The organism is Sphingobium olei (assembly GCF_042678845.1).
Classification (GTDB): domain Bacteria; phylum Pseudomonadota; class Alphaproteobacteria; order Sphingomonadales; family Sphingomonadaceae; genus Sphingobium; species Sphingobium olei.
In genome coordinates this window covers 52,577-68,723 of record NZ_JBHTLS010000127.1, presented here as the reverse complement: position 1 = coordinate 68,723, position 16,147 = coordinate 52,577, and the positions used below count along the sequence as shown (strand labels likewise).

The window sequence follows — 16,147 nt, the reverse complement described above, 5'->3', positions numbered from 1 at the left end:
GATGCGGACATGACAGGGGGCAGCACCATAGTGGAATTCTGGCGCGACGATCAGGGCGCGGCCGGACGGGAAGCGCAAGCCGACGATACGCTGCTGTTGCAGCAGGTGGCGGACATGGACGAGGAGGTCGACGTCCTGCCGGGCGGCGCGGATCGCACCGCGCGCCGGCTGCGATGGGGTTTGGGTCTTCTCGCCATCGGCTGGACCTGCTTCGCCCTCTGGGCGACAATCACATCCGGCGACCTGGCGGCTGGCCCTTCGGCCTGGGTGCAGGCCATCGTTACGACCGCCGTTCCCTTGATCCTGCTCGGGCTCGCATACCTCCTGCTGATCCGCAACAGCCGCACCGAATCCCGCCGCTATCTCGACACCGCGCGCGCACTGCGCATGGAGGCGGACGTGCTGGAACTGCGCCTGTCGCGCATCACGGCTCAACTCGATGCCGCGCGCCAGACCATGCAGGATCAGGCCGAACTGCTCGACAGCTATGGCGCGGCCGCCAGCAGCAACATGGAAGCATCGGCCGAACTGATCGCGGCGCGATCCCACAGCACGGCTGAACGGGCCGAAGCGGCCGAGCGCGCCGGCCAGGCTTTGGTCGAGCGGATGGACCAGCTGATCGGCACCATGCCGGAACTGGAGGACCGGGCCGGCCGCATGGCGGCGCAGATCATGGACAATGGCCATGCCCTGGCCGAGCGGATCGATATGCTCGAAGCGCGGCTGCACAACCTCAGCGAAGTGTCCGAAGAGGCGCGCGCCCGATCGCTGGCCGCGACCAAGAGCCTGTCGAGCCAGCTGACGCAGCTTCAGGAAGCGACCCATGCCGCGACGCGGGAGGTCACGGGCCTTGCCGACATCGCCGTCGGGCGCATCGAGGCAACCGCCCGCAGCGCGCAATCCGCCATCACCGGGAGCCGGGCCGAGCTGGACGCGCAGTCGGACCGGCTGAATTCGCTGGTCGAAGCGACCCAGTTGAGCGTTGCGATCACCAGCGAGCAGGTGCGCGCGCGGCTGACCGAAGACATGGACGCGATTGATCGCGACGTGGCGCGCCGCATGGAGGCGGTGCTGGACCGGGTGCGCGGCATGTTCGCCGCAACGGACGACGGCATTGCCCGGCGGGCGGAGGCGCTGCAGACGCTGGTGGCCGGTGCCCAGTCCGGTATCGGATCGACGAGCGAGGAAGCGCTGGCCGCGCTCGGCCGTGACATGGAAGCCATCGACAGCGACCTGCGCCAGCGGCTGGACGCGGCGCTGGAACGCGCGCAGGACGCCCTTGCCGCCACCGATATGGGACTGACCGGCCAGGCCGCCGCACTGGACGATCTGATCGCCCGGTCGCGGGCCAGCCTCGATTCGATCGGCCGCGATACGGTGGTGGGCCTCAGCGATGCGGTCGCCGATGTCGAGGGCCGGCTGCACCAGATCAACGACATGGTCGAAGGGCAACGCAGCCTGATGGCCGGCATCCATGCCGGGCTTCAGGAGACGATCGCCTCGACCGAAGGACGCTTCGCCGCCCTTGAACACGACTCCCTCGCGCGCGGCGAGCGGCTGACCGCCGCGCTTGTGCGCCTGACCGAGGAGACGAAGCGGATAGACGACGCGCTGGCGGCAGGCGGCATGACCGCCGAGCGGCTGATAAGCAGCGCCGAGACATTGCTGGTCGCGCTTGATTCGGGTGTTCGCGAACTGGACGAAACCTATCCGGCCGCGCTGGAGCGGTTCGACAGCCGGGTCGAGGCGAGCCGCGCGCTTCTGGGCAGCGCCACGCCGGAGATGGAGAGGCTGGAAGCCATTTCGGAGGCACTGGTCGGCCGGGCCGAAGAAGCCGAATCGCTGCTGCGCGGACAGGGCAGCCGCCTCACCGAATGGCTGGAAAGCACGCAGGGCGGGCTTCAGGCCAACCGGGAACTGGTCGAACGCCTGCGCACGGCACTCGATGCGGCGGATCAGGATGCGCGCCGCATCACCGATGGTGCCGGGCCATTGCTGGTGACGGCGCTGTTGCGGGTGAAGGATACCGCCGATCAGGCGGCGGAACGCGCGCGGCAGGCGCTGGCACGGGCTATCCCCGACGCTGCCCAGCAACTGGCGGAGGCCAGCGACGACGCACTGCAAAGCGTGATCGGGGAAAAGGTAACGGCGCAGATCGAGCAGGTGGCGCGCGTCGCAGATGACGCGGTCAAGGCAGCGCATCAGGCGTCCGAACGGCTCACCCGCCAGTTGCTGACCATCGCGGACACCAGCGCCGCTCTGGAGCAGCGCATAACGGAGGCGGGCCAGGCCGCAGAAGATCGCGACCGCGACCATTTCTCCCGCCGTTCGGCGCTGCTGATCGATTCGCTCAACAGCACCGCGATCGACGTCGCCAAGATCCTGTCCAACGATGTGACCGATTCCGCCTGGTCAGCCTATCTGAAGGGCGACCGGGGAGTCTTCACCCGTCGCGCGGTCAAGCTGCTGGATGCAGGCGAGTCGCGGGAGATCGCGCTTCACTATGACAATGATGCGGAGTTCCGCGATCATGTGAACCGTTACATCCACGATTTCGAATCGATGCTGCGGATCATCCTGTCGGCGCGGGACGGCAATGCGCTGGGCGTCGCCATCCTTTCGTCCGACATGGGCAAGCTCTATGTCGCGCTGGCGCAGGCGATCGAGCGGCTGCGGCAGTAGCAGCGGCGCGTCAGCCGATCGGCTGGCGGAAATAGACCACCCGCTCGGTCTCCGCGAATCCGACAGCTTGGTGGAACTCGTGGCTGGCCTGGTTGGCGATGTCGGCGTCGGACGCCAGCTCGGTGCATCCCCGTTCGCGTCCCCACTGAATGACGGCATTGACAAGCGCCTGCGCGCACCCCGATCGGCGGACGGCGGAATCGACGAAAATCCCCTCCAGGAAGGCAACGGGACTGGTATCGCATCCATTCACATAATCGCGCCGGACGGCGGCTTCGGCCAGCCCCATAACCATGCCCATAGCGTCGAGGGCGAGGAAGGCGATGGCATCCGGGCTGCCCGCGCGCAGCATGTCGAGCACTTCCTCCCGATGCTCGGCCAAAAGCTGTTCGGGCCACAGCCCCTGCCGCAGCAAGGCCCAGCGTTCCACATGGGACGCATCCGCCCGGACGATTTGAAAAGACGGTTGGCTCACGAGGCCGCGTGATAGCCCGGCAACATGTCGAGCGTCAGCCAACCCTGCACATAATTGGCATAATAGAGCCCGAACAGGACGCCGGACAAAATCGTCGCGCGCAGCGCCACCGCGCCCGGACGGAAGTTGCTCGGCGCGCTGTCGGCCTGCCCCTTCAGCAGCACCTCGCCCGTTTCATCAGGCGTGCGGATGCCGAAGGGCAGCATGACGAAGGCGCTGATGACCCACATCAGGAAATAGATGGCGAAGATCGCGTACCAGTTCATGCCAGCCTGATTAGGCGCGGATGAGCAGCACGTCCACCACCGGCTTCTTGCCGGTCCAGCGGGTCGCGGTGCGGCGCACGGCCAGGCGGACGCGTTCCCGCACCGCCTCTTCCTCCTGCGACCCCTTCGCCAGGACTGAGGCGGCTTCATCGGCCGCTTCGGCGAGAAAAGCGGTCTTGTCCTCCTCCACCGGCACGCCTTGCGTGCGCAGGACGGGATCGCCGATCAGCTTGCCCTTGCGGTCCAGCGCCACGGCGACGCTGATCTGTCCGTGCAGCGCGACCTTGCGCCGTTCGTTCATGGTGGAACCGTCCGCCGGCAGGATGACATCGCCATCCAGGACGAGGCGGCCCGTTTCCTGATGGCCGATGATCTGCGGCGCGCCGGGCGCAAGCCGCAGCAGATCGCCGTTGGATTGCACCACAGCGTGCGGAATACCGGTAGTAATGCCCAGACGCGCCTGCTCCGCCATATGGCGGCGTTCGCCGTGGACGGGCAACAGGATTTCCGGCCGTATCCAGCGATACATGGCTTCCAGTTCGGGACGGCCGGGATGCCCTGACACATGCACCTCCGCCTGCCGGTCCGTGACCATCAGGATGTTCTTTTCGGCCAGCGCATTCTGGATGCGGCCGATGGCGATCTCGTTGCCGGGGATCTGCTTGGACGAGAAGACGACCATGTCGCCTTCGCTCAGCTTGATCGGATGGCTGTCGAACGCGACGCGAGCCAGAGCAGCGCGCGCTTCGCCCTGACCGCCCGTCGCGATGATCATCACCTCATTGCGCGGCAGGGCCATGGCATCGTCCCAATCGACCAGCGGCGGGAAGTCCTTCAAGTAGCCCGCTGCCTTCGCCGTGCCGATGATCCGGTCCAGCGAGCGGCCCGCGACGCAAAGCTTGCGCCCGGTAGCCGCTGCAACCTCGCCCAGCGTCTGCACACGCGCGGCATTGGAGGCGAAGGTGGTGACGAGCACCCGCCCCTTCGCGCCGGCGATGGTCTGCATCAGCCCTTCGCGCACATCGCTTTCGGAGCCGCTGGCCTCGGGATTGAAGACGTTGGTGCTGTCGCACACCAGCGCCAGCACGCCTTCGTCGCCGATCGCAGTCAGTTCCTGCGGCGTGGAGGGCTGCCCGAGCAGCGGCTGTTCGTCCAGCTTCCAGTCGCCGGTATGGAAGATGCGGCCGTAGGGCGTATCTATCAGGACCGCATTGCCCTCCGGGATCGAGTGCGCCAGCGGCACATATCGGAAGCCGAACGGACCTAGCGCAAAGCTGCCCTCATTATCGATGACGTTCAGCTCGACCTCGTTGGTCAGCCCTTCTTCCTCCAGCTTGAGCCGGATGAGCCCGGCGGTGAAGGGCGTGGCATAGAGCGGCACGCCAAGGTCCGCGGCCAGATAGGGGATCGCGCCGATATGATCCTCATGCCCATGCGTCAGCACGATGCCGAGGAGGTCGTCGCGGCGATCCTCGATGAAGGAGAGGTCCGGCAGCACCAGCTCCACGCCGGGATAGGCAGGATCTGCAAAGGTCAGGCCCAGGTCGACCATGACCCATTTGCCCTGGCAGCCATAAAGGTTGACGTTCATGCCGATCTCCCCCGACCCGCCAAGGGCCAGGAAGATCAGCTCGTTTCCGGGTGTCATTCTGTTTTCAAACTCCGTTCGTGCAACAGCGCGAGACCCTGAATGGTGAGGTCCGGCGCAATCGCATCGAAAATATCACTGTTGTCGTTGAAGAGGACCGCAAGGCCCCCGGTGGAGACCACCCGTGCCGGGCGGCCGATTTCGGCGCGCATCCGCGCCACCAATCCTTCCATCATGGCGACATAGCCCCAGAAGACGCCGATATGCATCTGCGATTCCGTGTTGCGGCCGATCACCGATTTGCTCTCCGGCGGCGCGATCGCGATCTTGGGCAGCTTCGCCGCCGCCGCCACCAGCGCGTCGAGAGACAGGTTGATGCCCGGGGCTATGATCCCGCCCTTGTACGCGCCCGTATAATCCACCACGTCGAATGTCGTCGCCGTGCCGAAATCGATGACGATCAGGTCGCCCTGATAGAGATGGTGGGCCGCGATGGCGTTTACAACCCGGTCCGCTCCGACCGAGGCGGGTTCGGCCACGTCCAGTTCGATGCCCCAATCGACCGGCGCCTGCCCGGCGACCAGTGCCTTCGTCTTGAAATATTTGTCAGCGAGCACCTGAAGATTGTGCAGCGCGCGCGGCACGACGGTGGCGATGATCACGGCGTCCACGTCCGCAATGGCATAACCTTCAAGCTGAAGAAGCTGGTTCAGCCACACCGCATATTCATCCGCCGTGCGGCGCGGATCGGTCGCGATCCGCCATCGCGCACGGATGTCCCGGCCGTCGAGCAGCGCGAAAACCACATTGGTGTTGCCCGCGTCGATCGCGAGAAGCATGGGCCGGTTCCTCAGGTGAGAATGACGTCGCCGGCGTGAATGACACGGCTCTGGCCATTCGCCAAGCGCAGGATCAGCATCCCCTGCCGATCGAGCGTCTCGAAACTTCCCTCCGCCGTCTCGCCATCCGGCATCAGCACGCGCACCGGTGTGCCGGCGGGATGGGCGTTGAGCAGCCAGTGGGTCCGCACCGGCTCCAGACCCTGTGCCCGCCAAATGCCGAGCCAATGGGCGAAAAGGACCGACAGCCGTTCCAGCAAAGGCCCCGCCTCCGCCTCGCGCGCGCCCTGCGCGGTGAGGCTGGTTACCGGACGGTCGAGCCCGGTCGGATGCCCAGTCACGTTGACCCCGATGCCGACGACGATCGCGTCGCCCACCCGCTCCAGCAGGATGCCCGCAATCTTCGCCCCATCGACCAGCACGTCATTGGGCCATTTGATCCTGGCGCTTCCTGCGCAGAGCGGGGCAACCAAGGCGTGAACCGCATTCGCGGCCACCAAAGCCAGCGTATGCGGGGCCGGATCGTTCGGCCCCATCCGCACCAGCGTCGAGCAATAGAGATTGCCGTTGGGGCTGTCCCAGGAGCGACCCATCCGCCCCCTGCCCCCGGTCTGGCGACCGGCGCGCAGCCACATGCCTTCGGGCGCGCCCTGCTCCGCCAGCGCCAGCAAGTCGGCGTTGGTGGAGCCGGTCTCCTCGACGAAGCGAAACAGGCTCAGAAGAGCGCCGCCGCCGCCGATGCGCTCGCCGCGTCAAGGACAGGGTTCAGCAGATAACCGAAGACGATCACCACCGCGCAGGCGGTCAGGATGATATTCTCGACCGCCCCGCCCTTCGCCTCGTAGGCGGCCGCCGGTTCGTCGAAATAGATCGTCTTGATGATCTTGAGATAATAGAAAGCGCCAATCACCGAGGCCGCAATGCCGAATGCGGCTAGCGCGGTCAGGTTGGCGGCGACGGCAGCGTCGAACACCAGGAACTTCGCCCAGAACCCGAAAAGCGGCGGAATGCCGGCCATCGAGAACATGAAGATGGCGAAGGCAGCGGCCAGCCCCTTGCGCGACTGCGACAGGCCAGACAGGCTGGCGATGCTTTCGACCGGACGGCCTTCGGCGTCGCGCATCTGGAGGATGCAGGCGAAGGCGCCGATGGTCATGACGACGTAGATCGCCATATAGCTCATCGTCGCGGCGACCCCGGCGGGCGTGCCGCAGGCAAGGCCAATGAGCGCAAAGCCCACATTGTTGATCGACGAATAGGCCATCAGACGCTTGATGTTGGTCTGGCCGATCGCCGCGACCGCGCCCAGGATGATCGAGGCCAGCGCCACGAAGATCACGATCTGCTGCCAGTCCAGGCCCGCCGGCCCAAGCGCTTCGATCGCGACGCGGACGGCGAGGCCCATCGCGGCGACCTTCGGCGCGCTGCCGAAGAAGGTGGTGACGGGCGTCGGAGCGCCTTCATAGACGTCGGGCGTCCACATATGGAACGGCACGGCGCTCATCTTGAAGGCAAGACCGGCGAGCAGGAAGACCATGCCGAACAGTTCGCCGTTCGACACCCCATCGCCCATCGCAACCGCGATGCCGTCGAACGCGGTCGTACCGGTGAAGCCATAGAGCAGCGCGGAGCCGTAGAGCAGGATGCCGCTCGCCAACGAGCCCAGCACGAAATATTTGAGGCCCGCTTCGGACGAGCGCCCGTCCTGCCGCATGAAGCTCGCCAGCACATAGGCGGCAAGGCTCTGCATTTCGAGGCCGATATAAAGCGTCAGCAGGTCGCCGGCGGACACCATCATGCCCATGCCGATGCTGCTGAACAGGATCAGCACGGGATATTCGGGCCGTTCCTTGCCGTCGCTCAGGAAGAAGCGCGGCGCGAGCAGGATCGCGGCGGCGGCCGCGCCGTAAATCAGCACCTTGGCGAAGGCGGAGAAGGCATCGGCCCTGACCAGCCCGTCGAACGCGTCGGGACCGTGCGCAAGCGAGGTGGAGATCGACACGCCTGCGATCGCCAGCGTCAGGACCGACAGCCAGTTGACCACGCGCGCGCTGCCGTCGCCGCCGAAGGCCGCGACCAGCATCAGCACGAGGCCGCCTGCCGTCAGGATGAGTTCCGGCAGGACCGCCAGAAGGGAAGCGGAATCGATCATCAGTGCGCCTCCCCATGCGCAGATACTTCGTCATGATGGGCCTCGCCGGCCGGCTTGGCCGCACCCATCTTGATGTGAGAATCGCCTGCGGGCGCCGCAGGAGCGAGGCGCGCTTCGAGCGCGCGGATGTCGGCGCGCATCGGCGCCAGGAAGCTCTCGGGATAGATGCCCATCCAGAGCACCGCCGCAGCGATCGGCACCAGCAGCGCGACTTCGCGCGCCGACAGGTCGGGCATGGCCGCCGCGTCCGCATTCACCTGTTCGCCATAGGCGATGCGGCGGTAGAGGTAGAGCATATAGGCCGCGCCCAGGATGATGCCCGTGGTGCAGACCAGCGCCACCCAGCTCGACGCCTGGTAGATGCCCATCAGCGACAGGAATTCGCCGACGAAGTTGGACGTGCCCGGCAGGCCGACCGAAGCCATGGTGAACAGCAGGAACAGCACCGCATATTTGGGCATGTTGATGCTGAGGCCGCCATAGCGGCTGATCTCACGCGTATGCAGGCGGTCGTAGATGACGCCGACGCACAGGAACAGCGCGCCCGACACCAGGCCGTGGCCCAGCATCACCATCATCGCGCCCTCGATGCCCGCCTGGTTGAAGGCGAACAGGCCGACCGTCACGATCGCCATGTGCGCGACCGACGAATAGGCGATCAGCTTCTTCATGTCGCTCTGCACCAGGGCGACGAGGCTGGTGTAGACCACCGCGACCATCGACAGGCCCCAGACCAGCCACGCCAGCTGCGCGGAGGCTTCGGGGAACATCGGCAGCGAGAAGCGGATGAAGCCATAGCCGCCCATCTTCAGCAACACGCCTGCCAGAATCACCGACCCCGCGGTCGGCGCCTGCACGTGGGCGTCAGGCAGCCAGGTGTGGACCGGCCACATCGGCATCTTGACCGCGAAGCTGGCGAAGAAGGCAAGGAACAGCCAGGTCTGGACCTGCGGATCGAAATTATAGGCCATCAGCGCCGGAATTTCGGTCGTGCCCGCTTCATGCACCATCCACATCATCGCGATCAGCATCAGCACGGAGCCGAGCAGCGTGTAGAGGAAGAATTTGTAGCTGGCGTAGATGCGATCCGCGCCGCCCCAGATGCCGATGATGAGGTACATCGGTATCAGGCCAGCCTCGAACATGACATAGAAGAGATAGAGATCCTGCGCCGCGAAGACGCCGATCATCAGCACCTCCATGAACAGGAAGGCGGCCATATATTCGCCGACACGCTTCTGAATGGCTTCCCAGCTCGCCCCGATGCAGATCGGCATCAGGAACACGGTGAGCGCGATCAGCATGAGCGCAATGCCGTCGATGCCCAGCGCCCAGGCGAAGCGGCCGAAGATCGGATGATATTCCTGGAACTGCCACTGGAGGCCGCCCTGGTCGAAATTGGCCCAGAGCAGGATGCCCAGCACCAGATCGACCAGCGTGGCGATCAGCGCGATCCAGCGCGCGGCGTTGGCGCCCGCGAAGAGACAGGCGATGGCCCCCGCCATCGGCACTGCCATCATCAGGGAAAGGATGGGGAAGCCGTCCATTATCGTGTCATCGCCCAGGTTGCGGCCGCGGCGAGCCCGATCAGCATCACCAGCGCGTAGGTGTAGAGGTAGCCGGACTGGATCCGACGGGTGATCTTGTTGCCCTGCACGACCAGCGCGGCGAGCCCGTTGGGGCCGAAGCGGTCGATGAAGCCGACATCACCGAACTTCCAGAAGAAGCAGCCGATGGCGAAGGCGGGCTTCACGAACAGGACGTTGTACAGCTCGTCGAAATACCATTTGTTGAGCAGGAATTGGTACAGCGCGCCGAACTGCGAGACGAAGCGCTGCGGCCAGTCCGTGTTCTTGATGTAGCTGAGCCAGGCGATGATGAAGCCGAGCGCCATCACCGTGAACGGTCCGAACTTGACCCAGGTCGGCACTTCGTGCGCGGCGTGCATCAGGTGGCTGTCAAACGCGAGCGCGCCCTTCCAGAACTCGATGCCGCCTTCCGGCCCGATGAACTGGTCGTGGAAGATAAAGCCGGCGAACACTGCGCCCAGGCTGAGCACCACGAGCGGCACCAGCATGACCCAGGGGCTTTCATGCGGATGATAGCCGCCGGTGCCGGTGGGCAGCGCATGCGCGTCCGCTTCATGTCCGTGCGGATCATGCCCCGCATCTTCCTGCGCCGGCGCATTGTCATGCTCCGATCCGTGGCCGTGCATCGCATGATCGTCATGCCCATGCCCATGCCCATGCCCGTGCGCGTCGTGGATCGCGTGCTGGATATGCTCCGACGCGGCCCAGCGCGGCTTGCCGAAGAAGGTGAGGAACACCAACCGCCAGCTGTAGAAGCTGGTGAGCAGCGCCGCGAACACGCCGACATAATAGGCGCCGACGCCCGATCCGCCCGAAGCGAAGGCCGCTTCCAGGATGCCGTCCTTCGAATAGAAGCCCGCGAAACCATAGCCGATGAGCGGCAGGCCGACGCCGGTGATGGCGAGCGTGCCCAGCGTCATCGTCCAGAAGGTGATTGGGATCTCCTTCCGCAGGCCGCCATAATAGCGCATGTCCTGCTCATGGTGCATCGCATGGATGACCGATCCCGCGCCCAGGAACAGCAGCGCCTTGAAGAAGGCGTGGGTGAAGAGGTGGAACATCGCCGCGCCATACGCGCCCACACCCGCCGCGAAGAACATATAGCCCAGCTGCGAACAGGTCGAATAGGCGATGACGCGCTTGATGTCGTTCTGCACCGTGCCGACGGTCGCCGCGAACAGGCAGGTGGCAGCGCCGATGAAGGTCACGAAGCCGAGCGCAGTCGGCGACGTCTCGAACATCGGGGACAGGCGGCACACCATGAACACGCCCGCGGTCACCATGGTCGCCGCGTGGATCAGCGCCGAGACGGGCGTCGGGCCTTCCATCGCGTCGGGCAGCCAGGTGTGCAGGCCAAGCTGCGCCGACTTGCCCATCGCCCCGATGAACAGCAGCAGGCACAGCACCGTCATCGTGTCGAAGCGGTGGCCGAGGAACCCGACGGTCGATCCTGCCATCGACGGCGCGGCGGCGAGAATTTCCGGGATCGAGATGGTGTTGAACACCAGATAGGTGCCGAAAATCCCCATCATGAAGCCAAGGTCGCCGACGCGGTTGACCACGAACGCCTTGATCGCGGCGGCATTGGCCGACGGCTTGCGGAACCAGAAACCGATGAGCAGGTAGGAGGCAAGGCCCACGCCTTCCCAGCCGAAGAACATCTGGAGCAGATTGTTCGCCGTGACCAGCATCAGCATCGCGAAGGTGAAGAGCGACAGATAGGCGAAGAAGCGCGGCTGGTCCGGCTCCTCCTCCATATAGCCCCAGCTGTAGAGGTGGACGAGGCTGGAGACGCTGGTGATGACCACCAGCATGACCGCCGTCATCGTGTCGACGCGCAGCGCCCACTGCGCGTCGAAGCTGCCGCTTTCGATCCAGGTGAAGAGCGGCTGCACATAGGCTTCGTTATGGCCGGTGAGGAAGCCGATGAAGATCGGCCAGCTCATGGCGCAGCTGGCGAACAGCGCGCCGGTGGTGACGATCTTGGCCGGCAGCTTGCCCAGGGCCTTGTTGCCGAGGCCCGCAATGGCGGCCGCCAGCAGGGGAAGAAGGACGATAAGCTGGATCATGAAACGGCTCAGCCCTTCATCTGGTTGATGTCATCGACGGCGATGGTGCCGCGACCGCGGAAGTAGATGACGAGGATGGCAAGGCCGATGGCCGCCTCGCCCGCCGCGACGGTCAGCACGAACATGCTGAACACCTGCCCCACCAGATCGCCCAGGAAGGCGCTGAATGCGACGAGGTTTATGTTCACGCTGAGCAGGATCAGCTCGATCGCCATCAGGATGATGATGACATTCTTGCGGTTGATGAAGATGCCCAGCACCCCCATCACGAACAGGATCGCGCTGACGACCATATAATGCTGAAGGCCGATCACAGCTCCACCCCCTGCCCGACGGGCTGATTGACGTTGCGCACGGCGTCTTCCGGCCGGCGGCGGTTCTGCTTCGCGATATTCTGCGGGCGCACGCCGCCGCGCGCCCGATGGGTCAGCACGATCGCGCCGATCATCGCGACCAGCAGGACGATGCCCGCCGCTTCGAACAGGAAGATGTAGCGCGTGTAGAGAAGCCCGCCGATCGCCTGGATGTTGCTCAGTTCCGGGTTGGCCGGAGCGGCGCGCTGCGCCAGTTCGATGGGGCCGGCGCTCCACAGGCCGATGCCCAGCACGATCTCCGCCAGCAGCACCAGCGCGATCAGCAGGCCGAAGGGCAGATAATCGACGAAACCGGCCCGCAGCTCGGCAAAGTCGATGTCGAGCATCATGACCACGAACAGGAACAGCACCGCGACCGCGCCGACATAGACGATGACCAGAAGCATCGCGATGAACTCGGCACCCAGCAACACCATCAGGCCCGCCGCGTTGAAGAAGGCCAGGATCAGCCACAGCACCGAATGGACCGGGTTGCGCGACAATATGGTGAGCGCGCCGCTGCTCACCACCAATATGGCGAACAGGTAAAAGGCTAGCACGTGAATCACAGGTTCATATTCCCCTTGGCGCGCGCGGCTTAACGATAGGGTGCATCGGCGGCAAGGTTCGCGGCGATCGCGCGCTCCCATTTGTCGCCATTCTCAAGGAGCTTCGCCTTGTCGTAGATCAGCTCCTCGCGGGTTTCCGTCGAAAATTCGAGGTTCGGCCCCTCGACGACCGCATCCACCGGGCAGGCTTCCTGGCAGAAACCGCAATAGATGCACTTGGTCATGTCGATGTCGTAGCGCGTGGTGCGGCGGCTGCCATCCTCGCGCGGCTGCGCCTCGATGGTGATCGCCTGCGCCGGACAGATCGCCTCGCACAGCTTGCACGCGATGCAACGCTCTTCCCCGTTGGGATAGCGACGCAGCGCATGTTCGCCCCGGAACCGCGGCGAGATCGGGTTCTTCTCATAAGGGTAGTTGATCGTCGCCTTGGGCTTGAAGAAATACTTCAAGGTCAGCCAGTGCGCCTTCACGAACTCCCAGAGGGTGAAGCTTTTGACGTAGTAACCGAGGCTCATTGTGCGCCTCCATAGCGCGTCAGCATGAGGAAGCCCGACACCAGGAACACGAACAGCAGCGAGGTCGGCAGGAAGATTTTCCAGCCCAGCCGCATCAGCTGGTCGTAGCGGTAGCGGGGCACCGTCGCCTTCACCCAGGAGAAGACGAAGAAGAAGAACAGGATCTTGGCGAACAGCCAGAGGATGCCCGGCACCAGATAGAGCGGCGCCCAGTCCACCGGCGGCAAATATCCGCCCCAGAACAGGATGGCGTTCAGCGCGCACATAAGGATGACGTTGGCATACTCACCAAGCCAGTAGAGCGCGAAGGCCATGGACGAATATTCGGTCTGATACCCCGCGACCAGTTCGCTCTCCGCTTCGGTCAGGTCGAAGGGCGCGCGCGCCGTTTCCGCCATGGCGCTGATCAGGAACATGATCGCCATCGGGAAGAGCAGCGGGTTGAAACCGTTGCCGTTCAGGAAGCCGTAATAGCCCTTCTGGCTTTCCACGATCTGGGTCAGGTTGAAGCTGCCCGCCCACAGGACGACGCAGATCAGGATGAAGCCGATCGAGACTTCATAGCTGATCATCTGCGCGCTGGCGCGGATTGCGGAATAGAAGGGATATTTGGAGTTGGACGCCCACCCCGCCAGCACCACGCCATAGACGCCGAGCGACGAGATAGCGAGGATATAGAGCAGGCCGACATTGATGTTGGCCAGCACCACCCCCACCTGGAACGGCACCACCGCCCAGGCCATCAGCGCGACCGTGAAGGTGATGATCGGCGCGATCAGGAACAAGGTCTTGTTCGCGGCCGAGGGGATGATGGTTTCCTGGAGGAATACTTTCAGCCCGTCCGCGAACGACTGGAGCAGGCCGAACGGCCCGACGACATTGGGGCCGCGCCGCAGCGCCATCGCCGCCCAGATCTTGCGGTCGGCATAGATGATCATCGCGACCGCCAGCATGACCGGCAGCGCGATCAGAAGAATGCCGATGATGGTCGACAGGAACCAGGCACCCTCGAACGGCAGGCCGAGATTCTGGAAAAAAGCGGTCATTCTGCGGCCTCCGCGAAACTCTCTCCATGGATCAGCTCGGCCGAGCATTGCTGCATCGTCGGGCTGGCGCGGCAGATCGCGTTGGTGAGGTAGAAATCCTTGATCGGAGAAGCGAGCGGCCCGGTCGCGCCGGTCGGCAGCGATGGGATAGACCAGCCATAATCCGCCAGCCCCTCGACACCCAGCGCAGGCACCGCCTCCGCCATCCGCGCGCGGAGCTGGTCGAAGCTGTCGAACGGCAGGCGCGCACCCATCACGTCGGACAGCGCGCGCAGGATAGACCAGTCCTCCCGCGCATCGCCCGGCGCGAACACGGCCTTGTCGCCGCGCTGCACCCGGCCTTCCAGGTTGACATAGGTGCCGGCCTTCTCGGCGTAGCTCGCGCCGGGCAGGATCACGTCGGCCGCATGCGCGCCCTTGTCGCCATGATGGCCGACATAGACCTTGAAGCTGCCCTCGAACGCGGAATAGTCCACCTCGTCCGCGCCGAGCGAGAACAGCAGCTTCGGCTTGGCCGCGGCCATCGCCTTGATGCCGCCGTCCATCGCAAAGCCCAGCAGCAGCGCGCCCATGCGCGCCGCCGCGAAGTGGAGCAGGTTGTACCCGTTCCAATTGCCCTTGATGAGCCCCAGCGTCTCGACCAGCGCCAGCGTGTCGCCATGCGCGCCGGGTGTCGCAAGAACGCCGCCGCCCACGATCAGCGCAGGACGCGCCGCGCCGCCAAACGCATCCAGCACCACCTGCGGCAGCTTGCCGAGCAGAGAGGCGTCGTTGCCCAGCCATTCGACCTTGTAGGTCAGGTCATATTCGGGCCCGATAGCAAAGACCTTCGCGCCCTTCTTGATTGCCTTGCGAAGCCGTGTGTTCACCAGCGGCGCTTCCCAGCGCAGGTTGGTGCCGACCAGCAGGATGACGTCGGCCGTTTCCAGATCGGCCAGCGGCGTGTTGAACACGACCGCCGACAGGCTGGACACGTCATAGTCCATCCCGGTCTGACGCCCTTCCAGCATCGTGCCGCCCAGCTTTTCGACCAGCAGCTTGCCGGCGAACATCGTCTCGCAATCCAGCAGGTCGCCGGCAATGGCCGCGACGCTACCGCCATGCTGCACGGCCGCGACGGCTTTGAACGCCTCTTCCCAGCTGGCGGGGACCAGCTTGCCGTCCTTGCGCACGAAGGGCTTGTCGAGCCGCTTGCGGACCAGGCCATCGACATTGTGCCGGGTTTTGTCCGACGCCCATTCCTCGTTCACGTCGTCATTGATGCGCGGCACGGCGCGCAGCACCTGACGGCCCCGGCTGTCGAGGCGGATGTTGGTGCCGACAGCATCCATCACGTCGATGGCGTGGGTCTTTTTCAGCTCCCATGGACGCGCCTCGAACGCGTAGGGCTTGCTCGTCAGCGCGCCCACCGGGCACAGGTCCACCACATTACCCGACAGCTCACTCTTGGCGGCATGTTCCAGATAGGTGGTGATCTGCATATTCTCGCCGCGATAGATCGCGCCGATCTCCGGCACGCCAGCGACTTCTTCCGCGAAACGCACGCAGCGGGTACACTGGATGCAGCGGGTCATGACCGTCTTGACGATCGGACCCATATATTTCTCGGTGACGGCGCGCTTGTTCTCGTCGAAGCGGCTACCGCCCCGGCCATAGGCCATGGACTGGTCCTGCAGGTCGCATTCGCCGCCCTGGTCGCAGATAGGGCAGTCGAGCGGGTGGTTGATGAGCAGGAACTCCATCACCCCTTCGCGCGCCTTCTTGACCATCTCGGTCTGGGTGAAGATCTCCTGATTTTCTGCGGCCGGCAGCGCACACGAAGCCTGCGGCTTGGGCGGTCCGGGCTTCACTTCGACCAGGCACATGCGGCAATTGCCCGCGATGCTCAGACGCTCATGATAGCAGAAACGCGGGATTTCCTTGCCCGCAAGCTCGCATGCCTGCAGCACCGTCGCGCCCGCCGGAACCTCGATTTCTACGCCGTCTACTTTGACCTTGGGCATG

Annotated in this window: 14 protein-coding genes; 1 reads left to right on the top strand and 13 read right to left on the bottom strand. The window is 64.8% G+C overall.

Annotated features, from left to right (window positions below; all coding sequences use genetic code 11):
• The first annotated feature begins 9 nt into the window (after positions 1-9).
• Positions 10-2,682 carry a hypothetical protein gene (locus tag ACFQ24_RS12740; protein ID WP_380911756.1) on the top strand — a complete coding sequence of 891 codons (2,673 nt, stop codon included), beginning with the start codon at positions 10-12 and terminating at the stop codon, positions 2,680-2,682.
• 10 nt (positions 2,683-2,692) lie between these two features.
• Here the strand turns inward: ACFQ24_RS12740 and aac(6') are convergent, their stop codons facing one another.
• The 13 genes from aac(6') to nuoG are packed head-to-tail and all read right to left on the bottom strand — an operon-like array spanning position 2,693 to position 16,146.
• Complete coding sequence (gene aac(6'), locus ACFQ24_RS12735; protein WP_380911754.1) at positions 2,693-3,112, bottom strand: aminoglycoside 6'-N-acetyltransferase; 420 nt, start codon at positions 3,110-3,112, stop codon at positions 2,693-2,695.
• A 41-nt stretch (positions 3,113-3,153) separates the two neighbouring features.
• Positions 3,154-3,423, bottom strand: coding sequence for a DUF1467 family protein (locus tag ACFQ24_RS12730; protein ID WP_380911752.1), 270 nt, complete (start codon positions 3,421-3,423; stop codon positions 3,154-3,156).
• Positions 3,424-3,433: 10 nt separating this feature from the next.
• Positions 3,434-5,071 carry a ribonuclease J gene (locus tag ACFQ24_RS12725; RefSeq protein WP_380911750.1) on the bottom strand — a complete coding sequence of 546 codons (1,638 nt, stop codon included), beginning with the start codon at positions 5,069-5,071 and terminating at the stop codon, positions 3,434-3,436.
• Positions 5,068-5,850, bottom strand: coding sequence for a type III pantothenate kinase (locus ACFQ24_RS12720; protein WP_380911748.1), 783 nt, complete (start codon positions 5,848-5,850; stop codon positions 5,068-5,070). The genes ACFQ24_RS12725 and ACFQ24_RS12720 overlap by 4 nt, the downstream gene beginning before the upstream one ends.
• A gap of 11 nt (positions 5,851-5,861) precedes the next feature.
• On the bottom strand, positions 5,862-6,563 hold the full coding sequence (locus tag ACFQ24_RS12715) for a biotin--[acetyl-CoA-carboxylase] ligase (RefSeq protein ID WP_380911828.1): 702 nt from the start codon (positions 6,561-6,563) through the stop codon (positions 5,862-5,864).
• A gap of 2 nt (positions 6,564-6,565) precedes the next feature.
• Positions 6,566-8,002: an NADH-quinone oxidoreductase subunit NuoN gene (gene nuoN, locus ACFQ24_RS12710; RefSeq protein WP_380911746.1), complete on the bottom strand. Its 1,437-nt coding sequence runs from the start codon at positions 8,000-8,002 to the stop codon at positions 6,566-6,568.
• Entirely contained in the window at positions 8,002-9,549 is a 1,548-nt protein-coding gene (locus tag ACFQ24_RS12705; protein WP_380911744.1) for an NADH-quinone oxidoreductase subunit M, read from the bottom strand. Before ACFQ24_RS12705 ends, nuoN begins: the two co-directional genes overlap by 1 nt.
• Positions 9,549-11,660, bottom strand: coding sequence for an NADH-quinone oxidoreductase subunit L (nuoL, locus tag ACFQ24_RS12700; RefSeq protein ID WP_380911742.1), 2,112 nt, complete (start codon positions 11,658-11,660; stop codon positions 9,549-9,551). The genes ACFQ24_RS12705 and nuoL overlap by 1 nt, the downstream gene beginning before the upstream one ends.
• 8 nt (positions 11,661-11,668) lie before the next feature.
• Positions 11,669-11,974, bottom strand: a complete 306-nt coding sequence (gene nuoK, locus ACFQ24_RS12695; RefSeq protein WP_066697213.1) for an NADH-quinone oxidoreductase subunit NuoK — start codon at positions 11,972-11,974, stop codon at positions 11,669-11,671.
• Positions 11,971-12,582 carry an NADH-quinone oxidoreductase subunit J gene (locus ACFQ24_RS12690; RefSeq protein ID WP_380911740.1) on the bottom strand — a complete coding sequence of 204 codons (612 nt, stop codon included), beginning with the start codon at positions 12,580-12,582 and terminating at the stop codon, positions 11,971-11,973. Before ACFQ24_RS12690 ends, nuoK begins: the two co-directional genes overlap by 4 nt.
• Positions 12,583-12,611: 29 nt before the next feature.
• Entirely contained in the window at positions 12,612-13,097 is a 486-nt protein-coding gene (nuoI, locus tag ACFQ24_RS12685) for an NADH-quinone oxidoreductase subunit NuoI (protein WP_380911738.1), read from the bottom strand.
• Complete coding sequence (gene nuoH, locus ACFQ24_RS12680) at positions 13,094-14,143, bottom strand: NADH-quinone oxidoreductase subunit NuoH (RefSeq protein WP_380911736.1); 1,050 nt, start codon at positions 14,141-14,143, stop codon at positions 13,094-13,096. The genes nuoI and nuoH overlap by 4 nt, the downstream gene beginning before the upstream one ends.
• A complete protein-coding gene (nuoG, locus tag ACFQ24_RS12675; RefSeq protein ID WP_380911734.1) occupies positions 14,140-16,146 on the bottom strand; it encodes an NADH-quinone oxidoreductase subunit NuoG in 2,007 nt (668 codons plus the stop codon). Before nuoG ends, nuoH begins: the two co-directional genes overlap by 4 nt.
• Position 16,147: the final 1 nt, after the last annotated feature.